Source organism: Mesorhizobium sp. WSM4310 (assembly GCF_007003935.1).
GTDB lineage: Bacteria > Pseudomonadota > Alphaproteobacteria > Rhizobiales > Rhizobiaceae > Mesorhizobium.
Window position 1 is genome coordinate 192,889 of sequence record NZ_VFTA01000009.1, and the last position, 15,393, is coordinate 208,281.

A 15,393-nucleotide genomic window follows, 5' to 3' on the forward strand; every position below is an offset into this window, starting at 1 on the left:
TACTGCCCTACTGCCTACTTCACAATCAACCGCTGCTGGTCGCGCTTCTCGGCATAGCTGCCCTTGTCATAGGCAGGCTGCGCCTCGAGCTGTTCCTTGGTGAAGGTCGTGTAGAGGTACTTCTTGCCGTTCTTGTCGGTCATGAACTTCAGATTATCCAGGCCGACCGCCACCTCTTTCTCGCCGATGCCGAGGAAGCCGCCGACGTTGACGATCACCGCATCCGTCTTCTTGTCGGGCGTCAGCACAACATCGCCGATCTCGCCGACCTTGGCGTCATTGGCGCCGTAGACCGTGGTGCCCTTCAGATCGTCGGCCTTGATTTCGCCGACCGGCATCGCGGTCAGTTTGGACTTGTCGATGGCGGCGGTCTGCGTCTGGTCAGGAGCGGTGGCATCAGGGGTCGTAGCCGCCGGTGCTGCGGCCGTCTTGTCCGCTGGGGCGGCGGCGGGAGCGGTGGTCGCGGCCGGAGCTGTTGGCGCCGGCTCATTCGATGCCGTCGTTGCCGGTGCCGGATCATAGGCCTTGCGGTTGAAATCCGGCTGCGCCTGCAGCTCTTCCTTGGTGGTCTGCGCCACCAGCCAGCGGTCGCCGTTCTTCTCCGCCCACTGGGCCTTGTTGAAATCATAGGTGACATTCTTGGCGCCGAGGCCAAGGAAGCCGCCCACGCCGATCACCAGCGATTCGGCCTTGCCTTCCTTGGACAGCACGATGTCGTTGACGCTGCCGATCTTCTGCGCGTCGTCGCCGGTGCCGTTGTAGACAGTCTCACCAATGATGTTGGTGGCTAGGTTGCCGTCGGCGCGCTTCACCGGCTCGGCCGGAGCGGCTGCGGGAGCCTGTGCGGTATCCGTCGTCGCAGGCGCTTTCGGTGCTGCCGCGTCGGTGGAAGTGGCAGGAGCCGGCGCAGGCCCGTAGGGCTTGCTGTCGAACTCCGGATGCGCCTTCAGTTCGTCCTTGCTTGTCTGGGCCACCAGCCAGCGGTCGCCGTTCTTTTCGGCCCATTGCAGCTTGTCATAGTCGAAGGCGACATTCTTCGCCCCGACGCCCAGAAAGCCGCCGACGCCGATGACGACGGATTTGGCCATGCCGTCTTTGTCGAAGACGACATCGGTGACCTTGCCGATGTTCTCGGCGTCGTCGCTGGTGCCGTTATAGACGGATTCTCCAATGATGTTGGTGACGATGCTGCCTTCGGCGCGCGCCACCGGAGCGGCCGCGGCCGGCTCCTGAACGGACGGTGCGGCAGGTGCGGGGGTCGTCGTGCTCTGCGCGAACGCGCCGGTCGCGATCAACGTTGCGAGTGCGGTCGTGGTAAAAAGGGTGCGTATCATGGTAGTCTCTCCTGGTGCCTGACTTCATGCACGCCGCGCCCGATTGAACCGTCGCTGGGAAGATCGGGCGCGGCATCTCCACGGGTTCACAACGTCGTGACCATGCCGTTGTTCCGACAAAACTGGCGTGGATTTCGCGCCGGAAAAACACGCAGCAGTTGCGCGGGCGCTGTTGAACACGCGCTGAATTGCGCCGTTTCCAGCGGAACCTTTCCGGTATCGCCACGTTTCAGCCTGCGGCTGGGTTCGTCCTGGCCCGTTTTGACATAACGGAGCGGGGCATGAAATTTGCAGCGGTGCTGAACCGGGATGGCGGCACCTTGCGCGCCACCGACCTCGCCGCCTTCTCCGACCGGATGCGCCAGACGCTGGAAACGGCAGGCCATTCGCTGAGCATCGACGTGGTTGCCGGCAAGGACGTCGTGGAGAGCCTCGACAGCGCCGCCTCGCGCGGCACCGTCGATGTCGTGCTGGCGGGTGGCGGTGACGGAACCATTTCAGCGGCGGCCGCGAGGCTGATGGGCAAGAAAAAGGCGCTCGCCATCTTGCCGGCCGGCACCATGAACCTGTTCGCGCGTGGCCTCGGCATTCCGCAGTCGCTCGATGCCGCGCTGAAATCCTTCGCCGACGGTGAGATCATCGCCGTCGACATGGCCACCGCCAATGGCCGTCCCTTCGTTCATCAATTCTCGATCGGCATGCATGCGAAGATGGTGCAACTGCGTCAGGGAATGGAATTCGGCTCGCGCCTGGGCAAGATCGGCGCTTCGGCCAAGGCGGCATGGGCGACAATCAAGAACCCGCCGGCGATGAACGTCACGCTCGCTATCGGCAAGGCCGAGATGACGGCGCGGATCTCAGGCATCGGCGTCACCAACAATCTGTTCGGTGAAGGCCATCTGCCCTATGCGGACAATCCTTCGGGCGGCGTGCTCGGCATCTACGTCACGGTGGCGCAACAGCGCGCCGAACTGATGAAATTCCTATTCAACGTGGCGCGCGGAAAATGGCGCGACAATGAACATGTCGAGATCCACCAGGCTGACCGCGCCGTCCTGAAAATCCATTCCGGCAGCAGAAAGTTCCGCGCCGTCATGGATGGCGAACTGGTCAGGCTCGAGCCTGAGACGACGATCGAAATCCAGCCCGGCGCGCTGAATGTCCTGGTGCCGGCCAGCATTGCCGCGGCAAAGGCCGCCTGATGAAATCTCCAACCGTGACGGCCGAAAATCTAGCCGCTCGGCGCACTTCCTTGCTGCGTCGCCGGTGTCTTGGCCACCTCGCCATAGATTTCGGCGATGCCCCAGGCCGCAAAGGCCAGAAGCAACCCGGCGATCAGGATGCGCAGGCCGTGCCAGCCCCACCGCCCCTGCCGCGCTTTGTCCTCGGGAATGATCTTGGGCATGGCCGATCCTTGTTTCATTTTGCGCCCGTTGGCGCACTCGGCAAATCACGGTCGGGTAACGGTTCCTCGCTAGGATGGTTCCGGGGCAAGCTTGTCACGGGCCGGTGCGTCGGCAGGACGGCGAAGACCGGCATGGGCATTTGGGGTTTGGGGTGGATAACAAGGTAGAAATACGAGCGAGCCTGCCGGCTGAGGTGGCGCTCGCGGTCAATGCCGAAGACCGGCTGGACGTGCTGCACCGGCTGGAGATGCTCGATACGGCGGCTGACCCGGATTTCGACCGCATCACCAGCCTTGCCGCGGCCGTGATGCAGGCGCCCACCGCCCTTGTCACGCTCGTCGATATCGAACGGCAATGGTTCAAGTCGTGCTTTGGTCTCGACGAGACCGAAACCGCGACCGGCATCTCCTTCTGCGCCCATGCCATCGCCGCCGGCGACGAGCCCATGGTGGTGACGGACGCAGCGACGGACCCGCGTTTCAGAACCAACCCGCTGGTCACCGGCAAACATCATGTGCGCTTCTATGCCGGCGCGCCGATGGTGGTGGCAGGCGCCAGGATCGGCACGCTGTGCGTGCTCGACCGCAAACCGCATGCCTATCCCTCCGGGGCCAAGCTCGACCAGTTGAAGACGCTGGCCGGCCTCGCCGCCAGCCTCTTCACCTTGAAGCACGCCACCCGCAGCGGCGCCATGGCCGAGGCAGCCCTGGCGCGCGAGGAAAAGCGACGCGCCATCGCGCTCGATGCCGCTTCGCTCGCCAGCTGGGCATGGGACATCCGCACCGACATGATCGAATGCGATGTCCGGCTGTCGGAACTGTTCAACCTGCCGCGCTCCACCCGGCTGCGGGCGCACGACATCCTGACCGCCATCGATCCGCGCGATGTCTACCAGACCGAAACCCGCTTTCGCGATGCCCTGTCCGGCAGCGACGACTATTTCGGCGAATACCGGGTGAAAGACTTTCATCCGCCGCGCTGGGTGGCCACGCGCGGCCGCGTCATCGAACGCGACGGCGACGGCAAGCCGACGCTGATCTTCGGCGTCAACTACGACATCTCCGAACGCAAGCTCGGCGACGAGCGGCAGCGGCTTCTGCTGCGCGAGCTCAACCACCGCGTCAAGAACACGCTGGCGACCGTCCAGGCGCTGGCGACGCAGACCGTGCGTCATGCCCGCCAGCCAAGCGAATTCCTCGAAGCCTTCGGCGCCCGGCTTCAGGCGCTGGGCATCGCCCACAACCTTTTGTCCGACCGCGAGTGGCGCGGCATCGGCATCCGCGAACTCGTCCAGATCGAGATCAGGCCGTTTGACACCGCCGACCAGCCGCGCATCGCGATCTCCGGCGCCGATCACTTGCTGTCGCCGGACCAGGCCGTCGGGCTCGGGCTTATCCTGCACGAACTGGCCAGCAACGCGCTGCAGCATGGATCGCTGTCGATTGCATCGGGCAAGGTCGCCCTCGACTGGAAGGCGCAAGGCAGGAAGGGCAACCGCCGCCTGGTGCTGACCTGGCGCGAAAGCGGCGGCCCTGAAGTCGCCCCGCCGGAGCGCCACGGCTTCGGCTCGATCCTCATCCGCCGCAGCTTGGCCAAGGTCATCTCAAGCGAAGTGACCCATGAATTCCGGCCGGAAGGTGTATTCGCCGAAATATCGATGCCGCTGGAAGATCTGTCCAAGTGAGGGATCTTTGATCTCAGGCTGGGGTGCCGGCACTATTTCCCCTCGCCGGCATCCGGATCGTCGGGCTTCACATTCTCGCGGTAGATGGCATAGGCGGCGAGCGCCACGACCGGGCCTAGAATGACCCCCAGGCCGCCTTTTCCCTTGAGCAAGGTCGGCAGCACGGCGAGTGCGGCGGTGATGCCGATCGCCTTCATGTCGGCGCTGCGCTGCCTTGCCTCGCGGCGGGCACGGGCGCCCGACGTCAAACGATGGACCAGGAGAACGAGACCGGCGATCACCAGAAAGCCGACACCGAAGTCAAGCGCCGCGGCGAACGATCCATAGCGGGCGGCGGCCCAGATATAGGCTGCCCCGATCAGAAAGCCGAGACCGCACAAAGCCGCCAAAGCGGCGAGCGCATAGACGATGGCCGCCGTACGTACGCGACGCACGGCGGCCACGGTTTCGCCCGAGGCGAAACCCGAGAGCAGGGATGCCAGAAGTCCCATTTGGGGAACTAGCGACGTGCGAGCAGCGCGAAAAGGAAGCCGACACCGGCGGCGATCGCCAGCGACGTCACCGGCTTTTCGCGGACATTTGCCAGCAACTGCGCCTCGATGTCCTTGGCACTGCCGCGCAGGCTGTCGAAGGCGGCTTCGCCCTGCGCGCGCAATTGCTCGACGCCCTCGGTGGCCGCGCGGCGGGCAGTGCCATAGCCGTGTTCGCCGGTCTTGGCCAACTGCTTGGTGAGCTTGTCGATATCGGCCTTCAACTGCCTGATGTCGGCTTCGAGGTCCGAATTCGCCCGCGCCTCGTTGGCGGTCTTCCCTGCGGCGGTTGCCATTGCTTAACTCCTTGTGATTGCTCGATTTCAAACGCGCCTTGCGTCTCATGGTTCCGGCATCGTGGCAAACTAGCCGAAAACACGCGCATACGCACCAATCGTCGATCCATGGCCAGAAGCGTCTCAGATCAGGGGGCGACGCCCCTCGCCCAGCCCTTCCCAGCCGGCGAGCTGCTTGAGCCTTTCCGCATCGACCACCTCGCAACCGCCATCGCGCCAGAGGATCAGCTTGCGATCCATCAGTTTTCGGATCGTCTTGTTGGTATGAACCAGCGAAAGGCCAAGCGTGTCGGCGATATGTTGTTGGGTGATCGGAATCTGGATGGATTGCTTGCCGTTCAGCCCCACGACCTTGGCACGGCTGCCGATGAAGGCAATCAGATAGGCGGCGCGCTCGATCGCGCTGCGGCGGCCGACACTGAGCAGGTTCTCGTCCAGCATGCGTTCTTCGCGCGACGCGATCCAGGTGATGTCGTAGGCGAGACCCGGATGGTTGCGGTAGAGTTCATGCAGGCTGTCGCGCTCGAAGACGCAAAGCAGCATCGGCGACAGGGCCTCGACGGAATGCTGCATTTCCCCCATGACGCTGCCTTGCAGGCCGATGAGATCGCCGGGCATGAGATAGTTGAGGATCTGTCGGCGACCGTCCGGCAACAGCTTGTAGCGGAACGCCCAGCCGGACAGCACCGTGTAGAGATGGGCGCTGTGGCTTCCTTCCACGAGGACCGTGGCGCCCTTGTCGACCGCCAGTTCGCCCTTCTTGAAGCTGCTGATGAAGGCCAGTTCCTGCTTTTCGAACTCGCGGAAAACCGGCAATGGCCGCAAAGGACAATTCTCGCAAGGATACTGCCGACTGGATAAGTTACGCCCATTCTGGCCTGGCATTTCGACCCTCTTCGAAAGCCTGCCGGTCAGCAGGTGTGCCTAAACGTTTTGCCTGAATCGGAGTTCCGCGAAAGGGCATGTCTTTTTTAAATGACAGTGCGCCGAATTGCGATCATGACTCCCCAGCGTTTCAAGGAGCGAATTACCCGTGCCCCACTTGCTTGACGGATTGCGAATTCTTGTCCTGGAGGATGAATTCCTCATCGCCATGGATGTCGAGCAGCTCTGCCGCGACCACGGCGCCGGCGAGGTGGTGGTTGCCCGCGACCTGGCCGAGCTCAATGGCCGAAAGGTCGCGACGCAATTCGACGCGGCCATCGTCGATCTGATGCTGGGCGGCACATCGACGCTCGAATTCGCCGCCGGCCTGCGTGAAACAGGCGTGCCTTTCGTGTTTGCCTCCGGCTATTCCGATGCGGACGAGATCAAGGCATCCTTTCCAGGGGTGAAGCTGGTCACCAAGCCCTATTCAGGCGAAGATCTCGTCGAAGCGGTGGCGCTGGCCTATGGGCGCGGCTCTCCAGGGTGAGATAGATCCGGGTTCCGCGACCCGGATCCACCTCAATGCGCCGCAGTCCCCGTGACCTGGGCCGAGATCGCATCGGGACCGTATTCGTCCTCGCCGGAAATCTTGAGAATCTCCTGCAGGCGCGTGCGCGCCCTGCTGACCCGGCTCTTGATCGTTCCGACCGCGCAACCGCAGATTTCAGCGGCCTCCTCATAGGAAAAGCCGGATGCGCCAATGAGAATGATGGCCTCGCGCTGGTCCTCCGGCAACTGCTCCAGAGCGCTGCGAAAATCCTTGAGATCGAGTTGGCCGTGCTGGGCCGGATGCACCGCGAGCCTGGCCGTCATGATGCCGTCGCTGTCCTGCACTTCGCGGCCGCGTTTGCGCATCTGCGAATAGAATTCATTGCGCAGGATGGTGAAAAGCCATGCCTTGAGGTTGGTGCCGGGCTGGAAGCTCTCATGCTTGTCCCAGGCCTTGACCAGCGTTTCCTGAACGAGGTCGTCGGCCTTGTCCGCATTCTGCGTCAGCGACACGGCAAAGGCCCGCAAGCTCGGGATTGCCCCAAGCAGATCGGTCTTGAAGCCTTGGGAGACCGCTGCCATGCCTCAGTCCTTCTTCTGTGCGGGTTCGGCTTGTTCCAGCTGGCTGAGCAACTGGGCAAAGCGATCCGGCACATCGTCGGAGACCAGCTCGTCATAATATTGTTTGAGTTTGCGTCCGATTTCGGAGTTGGGCCCGAGCGGGTCGCCGACACCGTTCCGGCGCCTGCCCTCGGCGCCAGCCAAAATATCTTTCGTCATATCCTTCATTTCGCCCTTATATTCCCAGCACTAGGCCGCCCATACTCAAACTCAACACAAGCGGCACCCTCGTCTGGTTGCCCATCCCGACCCCAAACGCCGTTCCCGGCTTTTCGTTCCATACCGGCCGGAACTTTTTGAGAAAGCCCGCGTTGTATTAGTGGGGCTTGCGATCAGCTTGGCCTGCATTTCGGGCAATCGCGTCATACTGAGGGAGACGTCTTATCATGAGTTTATCCGCCACCATCGCACCGCACCTGCCGTTCCTGCGCCGCTTCTCGCGCGCCGTCTCGGGATCGCAAGAGAGCGGCGACGCGCTGGTCGCTGCGATGCTTGAGGCCATCATCGCCGATGTCGACATCTTCCCCGAAGCATCGAGCGACCGTATTGCTCTTTACAAGGTCTTCGCAAAACTTTTCACGTCCGTCGCCATCCGCGTGCCGCAGGAGCAGGCCCAATCGGCGTGGGAACAGCGCGCCGCCGCCAATCTCAACGCCATCGCGCCCCTTCCGCGCCAGGCCTTCCTGCTGGTTGCCGTTGAGGGTTTCAGCGAGGACGAGGCAGCCGAGATCCTTGACGTCGGCGACCAGCAATTCTCCGAGTTGCTTGCCCAGGCAAGCAACGAGATTTCCCGCCAGGTGGCGACCGATGTGCTCATCATCGAGGACGAACCGCTGATCGCCATGGACATAGAGGAGATGGTCGAGAGCCTCGGTCATCGTGTTGTCGGAACCGCGCGCACGCACGCCGAAGCGGTGACGATGTTCGGCAAGACGCGGCCGAAAATGGTGCTGGCCGACATCCAGCTCGCCGACGGCAGTTCGGGCATCGAGGCGGTCAACGAGATCCTGTCGTCAACCTCTGTGCCGGTGATCTTCATCACTGCCTTTCCCGAACGCCTCCTGACCGGCGAGCGCCCCGAACCGGCCTTCCTGGTGACCAAGCCGTTCAATCCCGACATGGTCAAGGCACTGATCAGCCAGGCGCTGTTCTTCGACCGTCAGGCGAAGGCCGCCGCATAGGTCGCTTCCAGCCGGGAAGCCAAACCCAAAGGCCGCCCGATGCGATGCGTCGGGCGGCCTTTTTGGCAAACCGGACCCATCCGTCGCGAATTTCGAGGCGCTTTGCCTCGAGCGGTTCACCGGTTTCACGGAAACGGCGAGCTGCTCTAAGTTGTTGTTTTGGCGCAATTCCCAAGGGAAAGCGCTCACATTTTTCCTGGAATTGCTCTAACGGTTTGCAAGCATCGCCTTTTTCGGCAAAGGGTGGAACAAACCGCACCCACCCACGTTTTCCATGCAGCATTCGGAAGGAGATGAACCATGCTTTACTGGGCGCTCGTATTTCTCGTTGTGGCGATTATCGCCGGCGCGCTTGGTTTCGGCGGCATCGCCGGTACATCCGCCGGCATAGCGCAGATATTGTTCTTCATCTTTCTCGCCTTCTTGGTCATTTCGCTCCTGGCCGGCCTGTTCAGACGGGCGTGAGGCGAACGCTTCTCCGAGCGAACACTGGAAGCCGCACCCCTCAAACGGTTTCCAGCCACCGCCGGGCGGTATCCTTCAAAGGAGACCGTCCGGCGGACCGTTTTTAGGGGGATGGTTTCTCGGAAACTTCATTTGGGAACCCATTTCATAGTGAGCCGTTCAGCGTGAGTTGAGTGGACAGATCGGCCGATGCGTTCCAGGAGTGAAGATAAGACGGAAGGCGCACGGAGCGACGAAGTCATCGCCATGCATCCGGCCGAAAGTGGCATGCAGCTTGGCCGGGCGCTTCTCCACGCGCTACACAATGCCGGCATTTCCGTCCTCTATCAGGACCGCGACATGAAAACCGTCTGGGCCCGCAATATGCGCGCGCCCTGGATTTCGGACAGCTCCGACGGCAATGGCATCCTGCCGATAGCGCAGGCCGACCGCATCAGCACCGCCAAGCGCGACGTGGTCGCCACCGGCAACCCGGAGCGCCTTGAGATCAGTGTCCCGGTCGAAAACGGCGTACGCTGGTTTCAGGTTTGGGTCGATGCCGACCGGGGCGACGTCGGCGACGTGCAAGGTGTCGTCACCACCATGGTCGAGACGACCGAGCAGAAGCGGCGTGAACAGACGCTGACGACGCTGCTGCGCGAGGTCAGCCATCGCTCGAAGAACCTGCTGGCGATCATCCAGAGCATCGCGACGCAGACCGGTCGCTATTCCGACGGCATCGGCGACTTCCTCACGCGCTTTCGCGGCCGGCTGCAGTCGCTCTCCTCCTCCCAGGATCTGGTGACATCCTCCAACTGGCGAGGCGCGGCCCTTCATGAACTGGTGACGAGCCAGGTCGGGCGCTATGGGACGAACACATCGCACAGCCTTCGCCTCCGGGGTGCCAACCCCTATCTCAATCCCAATGCCGCGCTGCATATCGGCCTGGCGATGCATGAGCTTGCCGTAAACTCGGTCAGCTACGGCGCTCTCTCCCGGCCGGATGGATTCGTCGAAGTGACCGCCAATCTCGACATCATCACCCCTGGCGAGGTTACACTCTCGCTGACATGGGCCGAAGCCATCGGAACCAATGGCGGCCGGGGGAGTCAAAAGCGTTTCGGCAGCATCGCGCTGGAGCGGGTGGTGCCGGCATCCCTGAGCGGAACCGCAAGGCTCGACATCGCGGACGGCCGCCTTGAATACCGTCTTGTCGTCCCACACAGCAATTTCGAGACGCACTGAACGGCCGGCGCAATCAACGATCCTTAACCGGCTGTTCACCATAAGGGCGGATGCTGTTTTACCCAGATGCCGCTGCAATCCGCTGGGTTGCGGCACGGTATGGGAGGAATGCTTGACGGTCACCGACATGAACAGACTGGAACAGGCTGCCCGTGTTTCGATGGGCGAATTCCAGGATCCCGAAGCGTCCGCGGAGCCGCTTACGCCGCATCACACATTGCTGTGGGGCATCGTCCTGGCGGCAGCCTCGACAATTCTCCTCATCGCTATGTTCCAGCTGACCTGACCGAATCCCCTGCTGGCAACAGTGCGCGCTGTTAACCGTTTGCAGCGCCGGGCACTATTCGCATGTCACGCCGCCCGCTCAGGAACTTTTGGCCGATATGGGCCGTTGTTGTGGCGAGAGGACATGTCGCCATGGAACACATCGCTGCATTGTTGCTTGTCATCGGCTGCAGCAACTCGATGACCGATTGTCGTGAGCTTCAGGTGCCGGTGAGCATTTTCGAAACCGCCGACGAATGCACTGCCGAACGACCGTTTGCCATGGGCGACGTGCAGGGGCAGGCGCAGCACATCGTCGCCAGATGTCTCGCTGTCGATCCAGCACTTGAGGATGACTACGACCAGGTCGTCTGGAAGGTGCGTCCCGACGGGAGCCTCGACGCCTCTCTTGCCATTTCCAGCCTTGTCATGGCATCGAATGCGGTGCGCCCAGAAAAAGACTATCTTAGCCAAGAATAAATTCGCGCGGCAAAGGCCGTCATTTCATGCTAAATGACTGCTGGAGCTTACCAAAGTGTGGACACAAGTGAGGAGTGACTCAATGCGGAAGATGATTATTGCCATGGTTGCGGTGGCCGCTCTCAGCGGCTGCACCACCACCGAGCAGGACGTGGTTGGCGGCGGCTTGATTGGCGCCGGCGTCGGCGGTCTGGTCGGTGGCGGCAAGGGCGCGCTGATCGGTGCGGCTGTCGGTGCCGGTTCCGGCCTGCTAGTGCGCAACCTGCGCAACGGCTATTGCCAGTATCGCGATCATCGCGGCCGGATTTACACGGCGCGCTGCAACTGATTCGGCGACAGTCGAAACTTCGATCCGGAGGCCGGTCCGCCGGCCTCCGGATTTTCCACGTATGGGCGTGCCGTTTGCCATCGCCCTGAATATTCGTCTCAGCCTGTCAGCGGAATTTTGATTTCTACCTTCAGACCGTCGGCCCGAAAATCGCGCCTGATCGTGCCGCGCAGTTCGCGCGTGACGTTGAGGTCGATCAGCTTGGTGCCGAATCCGGTCTCGGCCGGCGCCTCGACTTTTTTCTTCCCGGCCTCCCGCCAGTTCAGCACCAGTGTCCGCTCCCGCCCGCGCCCTTCCACCGACCACTCGACCTTGAGCGCCCAGTCGCTCCTGAGCGAATTGGCGGAATTGCCGGCTTCGCCATATTTCAGCGCATTGGTCGCCAGCTCATGGAAGGTCAGGCCAAGCGCCTGCGTCGTGGTCTCGTCGAGCAGCACCTCCGGTCCCGACAACAACCCCTCGGGCAGGTCCTTGCCGAACACCTGGCCAAGCTCGATGCGCAGGAGGTCTGCGAGATCGGCCTTCTGCCAGCGCGAGCGCGTCAGCATGTCCTGGGAGGCTGCCATCGCCTGCAGCCTGGCCGAAAAAGACGCCGAAAACTCGTTGACGTCGGTCGCCCGCGACGCCGTCTGCCGCGCGATCGCCAGCACCCGGGTGATCGAATTCTTGATGCGATGCTTCATCTCCTGCAGCATCAGATCCTTTTCGAGCAGGCTCTTTTCGGTCGTCTCGTGCAGGCGCGAGGCCGCCTCATAGGCGCGCTCCTGATAGCGTGCCACCAGCGCGATGGCGCCCGCCGCGAGCAGGCCGAACAGCCCCAGCATCATCGGGATGGCGCGCGAAGACGGCTGCGCGAAGGCGCTGGTCGGCCGGAACAGCACAGTCCACGGGCGGCCGGCCACCGTGATCTTGCGGGTGACCAGCAGCCGGTCGCCAAAGGCGGAGGCCGGCGGCGTCTCCGACCGGAACAAGAGATTGTCGCCGTTCACCGCGCCGTCATAGATCTCGGTGTTGACCGGCAGCAGCGGCGCGCGGCTGAGCGCGATCTGGAACAGGTCGCTGGCCCGGAAAGCCGCATAGAGAAAGCCCGCGGTCGAGGATCGTGATGCGTTGATGACCTCCGGCGCGGTTTCGACGTTGAGCCGCACGATAACCAGAAAGCCGGGGAAGGTCTGTTTCGCGCCTGTGCCCTGGCCCAGTTGCACCAGCCCGCTCGCATGCTGGCGGTCGTCGGCCATCGCCTTTTCGATCGCCGCGCGCCGCACCGGTTCGCTGAACATGTCGTATCCGATGCCGCTCTGGTTGGACGGATCCAGCGGCTCGAAGAGCATGATGGGCGCACGCCAGGGCTGCGTCGTGTCCGGATAGACCGGATGGCTGGCGCCAAAATCGTGCAGGATGTCGCGTTCGACCGCCGCCTCGTCACCTGTCTTGACCAGCCTGAGGAATCCGATGCCACGCAGGCCGGCGAAATTGTTGTCGATGTCCAGCGCGTTGAAAAACGCCTTGAACTCGCTCTGAGAAATATCCCCATTGCGGGCGTCGAACAGGGCCTGTGTCGACCGCAGCAGCGACAAATGCAGGTCGATACGGCTCTCGATCCGGTTGAGGGCGTCGTCGGCCGCCGCCTCGAACTTGATGCGGGAGGCTTCCTGTGTCGCGAAATAGGCGAACCCCGCCATGGTCATGCTGATCAGCGCTACGGCGATGAACGCAACGATTGGAAAGAGTTTCTTCAACGGATGATGCGGTCCATGAGCAATACCGGACCTTTATGGGCAAGTCATCAGGCCAACACAATGGCAAGGCCAAGCCATCGCGATCACTGGCATATCACGTGAGCGGCAACCGGCCATGCCGATCAGCCCATTTCGGGCCGTCGGCAGGCCTCAGGCGGCGATCTTCAGCGCACCCGGCCCGGGGATGGCGCCCGGAGGACATTTGCCCAGGATGATCATGCCCAGCACCTCGTCCTGGGTGACATCGGTGGTACGAGCGGTGCCGACGACCTGGCCGTTCTTCATCACGCAGACCCGGTCGGCCAGCTCGAAGACATCGTGGATGTCGTGGCTGATCAGGAAGATGCCGATACCATCGGATTTGAGCTGCCTGACCAGTTCGCCGACCTGCGCCGTCTCCTGCGGACCAAGGGCTGCCGTCGGCTCGTCCATGATCAGGATGCGGGCGTTGAACAAGATCGCGCGCGCGATCGCCACCGACTGGCGCTGGCCGCCCGACAGCTTGATCACCGGCTCCTTGAAGCGCTGGAAGCGCGGATTGAGCCGGCCCATCACCTTGCGCGCCTCGGCCTCCATGGCAACGTCGTCGAGCGTGCCCCAGCCCGTCATCAGCTCGCGGCCGAGGAACAGATTGGCGGCGGCGTCGACATTGTCGGCCAAGGCGAGCGTCTGGTAGATGGTCTCGATGCCGTATTTCTTGGCGTCTCGCGGGTTGGAGATCGAAGCCTCCTCGCCATTGACGAAGATCTGGCCGGCATCGCGCTTGTAAGCGCCCGACAGGATCTTGATCAGCGTCGATTTGCCGGCGCCGTTATGGCCGAGCAGCGCCACCACCTCGCCGGGGAAAAGATCGATCGAGGCATCGTCGACGGCGCGGATGCCGCCAAAGGCGATCGAGATGTTGCGCATGTCGATCAGCGGCGTGCCAATGGGGGCAGTTGTGGGAGCGATTTTGTCGGCCATGATCGTTTCTCCCCTAAACCCGCTTGCGATAGACGGTGTCGAGCCACACCGCGATGACCAGCACGGCGCCGACGACGATGCTCTGCAGCGGTGAGTCGATGCCGAGCAGCACCATGCCCGACTGCAATGACTGCATCAGAAGCGCGCCCAGCATGGCGCCCATCACCGTGCCGGAGCCGCCGGCGAGCGACGTGCCGCCGATGACGGCGGCGGCAATGACCAGAAGCTCGTCCAGCGTGCCCAGCGCATTGGTCGACGCGTTGAGCCGGGCCGACGAGATCGCCGCGCTGACCGCGGCCAGCACGCCCATGATCATGAACACCTTCATGGTCACCCAGCGGGTGTTGATGCCGGCAAGTTCGGCCGCCTCCGGATTGCCGCCAATGGCGAAAACATAACGGCCGAAACGCGTGCGCTTGGTGATGAAGGTCATGATGATGCCCACGGCCACCGCCATCAGCACCGGTATGGCAATGCCATGCGCGATGTACAGCCCGCCTTCGGGAACGGTAATGCCGTTCTGCTGGGCGTACTGGCGCACGATGCCGATCGGCCATGGATAGGAATTGGCGATCCAGACGGCGCCAAGGATAGCGGCGCAGGCAACCACGCCAAGCAAGGTCTCGGCCCAAACGGGGCGCAGCGGAAAGTGGAACCGCTTGCGCTGCGACCTGCCGTTGAGCAGCATGAAGGCGACCGCCACACAGGCGACGACACCGACGATCCAGCTGGCGGTGGCGCCGATCGAGCCGCGTGGTCCGCCGCCCATCAGCTGGAAGGTCGTGTCGAGCGGCGCGACCGTGCGCCCGCTGGTGATCAGCCATGCCATGCCGCGCCAGACCAGCAGGCCGCCCAGCGTCACGATGAAGGCCGGGACCTCCATATAGGCGATGATGAAGCCCTGGAACGCGCCGATCAGGAGACCAAGCGCCACGCCGGCCGCCAGCGCGATGATCCAGAGCCAGGGGTTTCCAAGCTGGAAACCGACGACGCGGATCAGGAATTCGGCCTGCGCCACGCCCATGATCATGCCGATCACGCCTTCGACGGATCCGACCGAGAGGTCGATGTTGCGCATGACGATAACCAGCACCATGCCTGTCGCCATGATCGCGACCGACGAGGTCTGCACCGACAGGTTCCACAGATTGCGCGGCGTCAGAAAAAGCCCGCCCGACAATATGTGGATGCCGACCCAGATGACCAGCAGCGCGCCGATCATGCCGAGCATGCGCGTGTCGAGCTCGGTAGCCTTGAGGAACCGTCCGACGGCGCTGAGTTCGGATGCACGCGCCCTGTCCGCTGCCGTGCTGCCGACCGGTTGATTAGAGGTCGTGTCGGTCATGCTGTCCTCCCACCGGTTTACCGTCTGGCGCGGGTACCGAACATGGATGCTATTTGCTTTCCGCGGTCATTTGAAGCGGGAAGCCCCTTGAGAAACGCCCCCGCGTTTTGGGCGCGG

General features: G+C 62.9%; 19 protein-coding genes. 9 read left to right on the plus strand and 10 right to left on the minus strand.

The window, feature by feature from the left end:
• Positions 1-14: 14 nt before the first annotated feature.
• Positions 15-1,334, minus strand: a complete 1,320-nt coding sequence (locus FJV80_RS13045; protein ID WP_142876569.1) for a PRC-barrel domain-containing protein — start codon at positions 1,332-1,334, stop codon at positions 15-17.
• A 281-nt stretch (positions 1,335-1,615) separates the two neighbouring features.
• Here FJV80_RS13045 and FJV80_RS13050 point away from each other — a divergent pair, with 281 nt between their 5' ends.
• Positions 1,616-2,536 (plus strand): diacylglycerol kinase family protein, encoded by a 921-nt coding sequence (locus FJV80_RS13050; RefSeq protein ID WP_095772163.1) that lies wholly within the window; start codon positions 1,616-1,618, stop codon positions 2,534-2,536.
• Positions 2,537-2,565: 29 nt separating this feature from the next.
• Here the strand turns inward: FJV80_RS13050 and FJV80_RS34525 are convergent, their stop codons facing one another.
• Positions 2,566-2,739 carry a hypothetical protein gene (locus FJV80_RS34525; RefSeq protein ID WP_095793270.1) on the minus strand — a complete coding sequence of 58 codons (174 nt, stop codon included), beginning with the start codon at positions 2,737-2,739 and terminating at the stop codon, positions 2,566-2,568.
• 152 nt (positions 2,740-2,891) lie between these two features.
• Between FJV80_RS34525 and FJV80_RS13055 the strand changes: the two genes are divergently transcribed.
• On the plus strand, positions 2,892-4,424 hold the full coding sequence (locus FJV80_RS13055) for an HWE histidine kinase domain-containing protein (RefSeq protein WP_142876570.1): 1,533 nt from the start codon (positions 2,892-2,894) through the stop codon (positions 4,422-4,424).
• 32 nt (positions 4,425-4,456) lie between these two features.
• Here the strand turns inward: FJV80_RS13055 and FJV80_RS13060 are convergent, their stop codons facing one another.
• The 3 genes from FJV80_RS13060 to FJV80_RS13070 all read right to left on the minus strand — a co-directional run bounded on the left by FJV80_RS13060 (position 4,457) and on the right by FJV80_RS13070 (position 6,135).
• On the minus strand, positions 4,457-4,915 hold the full coding sequence (locus tag FJV80_RS13060; protein ID WP_142876571.1) for a hypothetical protein: 459 nt from the start codon (positions 4,913-4,915) through the stop codon (positions 4,457-4,459).
• A gap of 8 nt (positions 4,916-4,923) precedes the next feature.
• On the minus strand, positions 4,924-5,250 hold the full coding sequence (locus FJV80_RS13065; protein ID WP_069090305.1) for a DUF883 family protein: 327 nt from the start codon (positions 5,248-5,250) through the stop codon (positions 4,924-4,926).
• A 123-nt stretch (positions 5,251-5,373) separates the two neighbouring features.
• Positions 5,374-6,135 (minus strand): Crp/Fnr family transcriptional regulator, encoded by a 762-nt coding sequence (locus FJV80_RS13070; RefSeq protein WP_095772159.1) that lies wholly within the window; start codon positions 6,133-6,135, stop codon positions 5,374-5,376.
• Between the two features lie 148 nt (positions 6,136-6,283).
• On the opposite strand from FJV80_RS13070, the gene FJV80_RS13075 reads away from it, so the two are divergent.
• Positions 6,284-6,664: a response regulator gene (locus FJV80_RS13075; RefSeq protein ID WP_245438011.1), complete on the plus strand. Its 381-nt coding sequence runs from the start codon at positions 6,284-6,286 to the stop codon at positions 6,662-6,664.
• A gap of 32 nt (positions 6,665-6,696) precedes the next feature.
• Here FJV80_RS13075 and FJV80_RS13080 read toward each other — a convergent pair whose 3' ends face one another.
• Together FJV80_RS13080 and FJV80_RS13085 are read right to left on the minus strand one after the other, a co-directional pair.
• Positions 6,697-7,248: an RNA polymerase sigma factor gene (locus FJV80_RS13080; protein WP_095772158.1), complete on the minus strand. Its 552-nt coding sequence runs from the start codon at positions 7,246-7,248 to the stop codon at positions 6,697-6,699.
• 3 nt (positions 7,249-7,251) lie between these two features.
• A complete protein-coding gene (locus tag FJV80_RS13085) occupies positions 7,252-7,455 on the minus strand; it encodes a NepR family anti-sigma factor (RefSeq protein WP_010911884.1) in 204 nt (67 codons plus the stop codon).
• 218 nt (positions 7,456-7,673) lie between these two features.
• Here FJV80_RS13085 and FJV80_RS13090 point away from each other — a divergent pair, with 218 nt between their 5' ends.
• The 6 genes from FJV80_RS13090 to FJV80_RS13110 all read left to right on the plus strand — a co-directional run bounded on the left by FJV80_RS13090 (position 7,674) and on the right by FJV80_RS13110 (position 11,229).
• Entirely contained in the window at positions 7,674-8,468 is a 795-nt protein-coding gene (locus FJV80_RS13090; RefSeq protein ID WP_064990804.1) for a response regulator, read from the plus strand.
• A 300-nt stretch (positions 8,469-8,768) separates the two neighbouring features.
• Positions 8,769-8,933 (plus strand): DUF1328 domain-containing protein, encoded by a 165-nt coding sequence (locus FJV80_RS13095; RefSeq protein WP_010911886.1) that lies wholly within the window; start codon positions 8,769-8,771, stop codon positions 8,931-8,933.
• A 189-nt stretch (positions 8,934-9,122) separates the two neighbouring features.
• The gene (locus FJV80_RS13100) at positions 9,123-10,157 is read left to right on the plus strand and encodes a sensor histidine kinase (protein ID WP_095787969.1); all 1,035 of its coding nucleotides are present in this window, start codon (positions 9,123-9,125) and stop codon (positions 10,155-10,157) included.
• A 112-nt stretch (positions 10,158-10,269) separates the two neighbouring features.
• On the plus strand, positions 10,270-10,443 hold the full coding sequence (locus FJV80_RS34530; RefSeq protein ID WP_179295874.1) for a hypothetical protein: 174 nt from the start codon (positions 10,270-10,272) through the stop codon (positions 10,441-10,443).
• A gap of 131 nt (positions 10,444-10,574) precedes the next feature.
• The gene (locus FJV80_RS13105) at positions 10,575-10,901 is read left to right on the plus strand and encodes a hypothetical protein (protein ID WP_095787970.1); all 327 of its coding nucleotides are present in this window, start codon (positions 10,575-10,577) and stop codon (positions 10,899-10,901) included.
• 82 nt (positions 10,902-10,983) lie between these two features.
• Positions 10,984-11,229 (plus strand): YMGG-like glycine zipper-containing protein, encoded by a 246-nt coding sequence (locus tag FJV80_RS13110; RefSeq protein ID WP_095772156.1) that lies wholly within the window; start codon positions 10,984-10,986, stop codon positions 11,227-11,229.
• Between the two features lie 98 nt (positions 11,230-11,327).
• On the opposite strand, the gene FJV80_RS13115 is transcribed toward FJV80_RS13110, so the two are convergent.
• The 3 genes from FJV80_RS13115 to FJV80_RS13125 all read right to left on the minus strand — a co-directional run bounded on the left by FJV80_RS13115 (position 11,328) and on the right by FJV80_RS13125 (position 15,276).
• Positions 11,328-12,968, minus strand: a complete 1,641-nt coding sequence (locus tag FJV80_RS13115; protein WP_142876572.1) for a CHASE domain-containing protein — start codon at positions 12,966-12,968, stop codon at positions 11,328-11,330.
• 150 nt (positions 12,969-13,118) lie between these two features.
• Complete coding sequence (locus FJV80_RS13120) at positions 13,119-13,931, minus strand: ATP-binding cassette domain-containing protein (protein ID WP_095772154.1); 813 nt, start codon at positions 13,929-13,931, stop codon at positions 13,119-13,121.
• 13 nt (positions 13,932-13,944) lie between these two features.
• Positions 13,945-15,276: a sugar ABC transporter permease gene (locus FJV80_RS13125; RefSeq protein WP_095787972.1), complete on the minus strand. Its 1,332-nt coding sequence runs from the start codon at positions 15,274-15,276 to the stop codon at positions 13,945-13,947.
• Between the last annotated feature and the right edge of the window lie 117 nt (positions 15,277-15,393).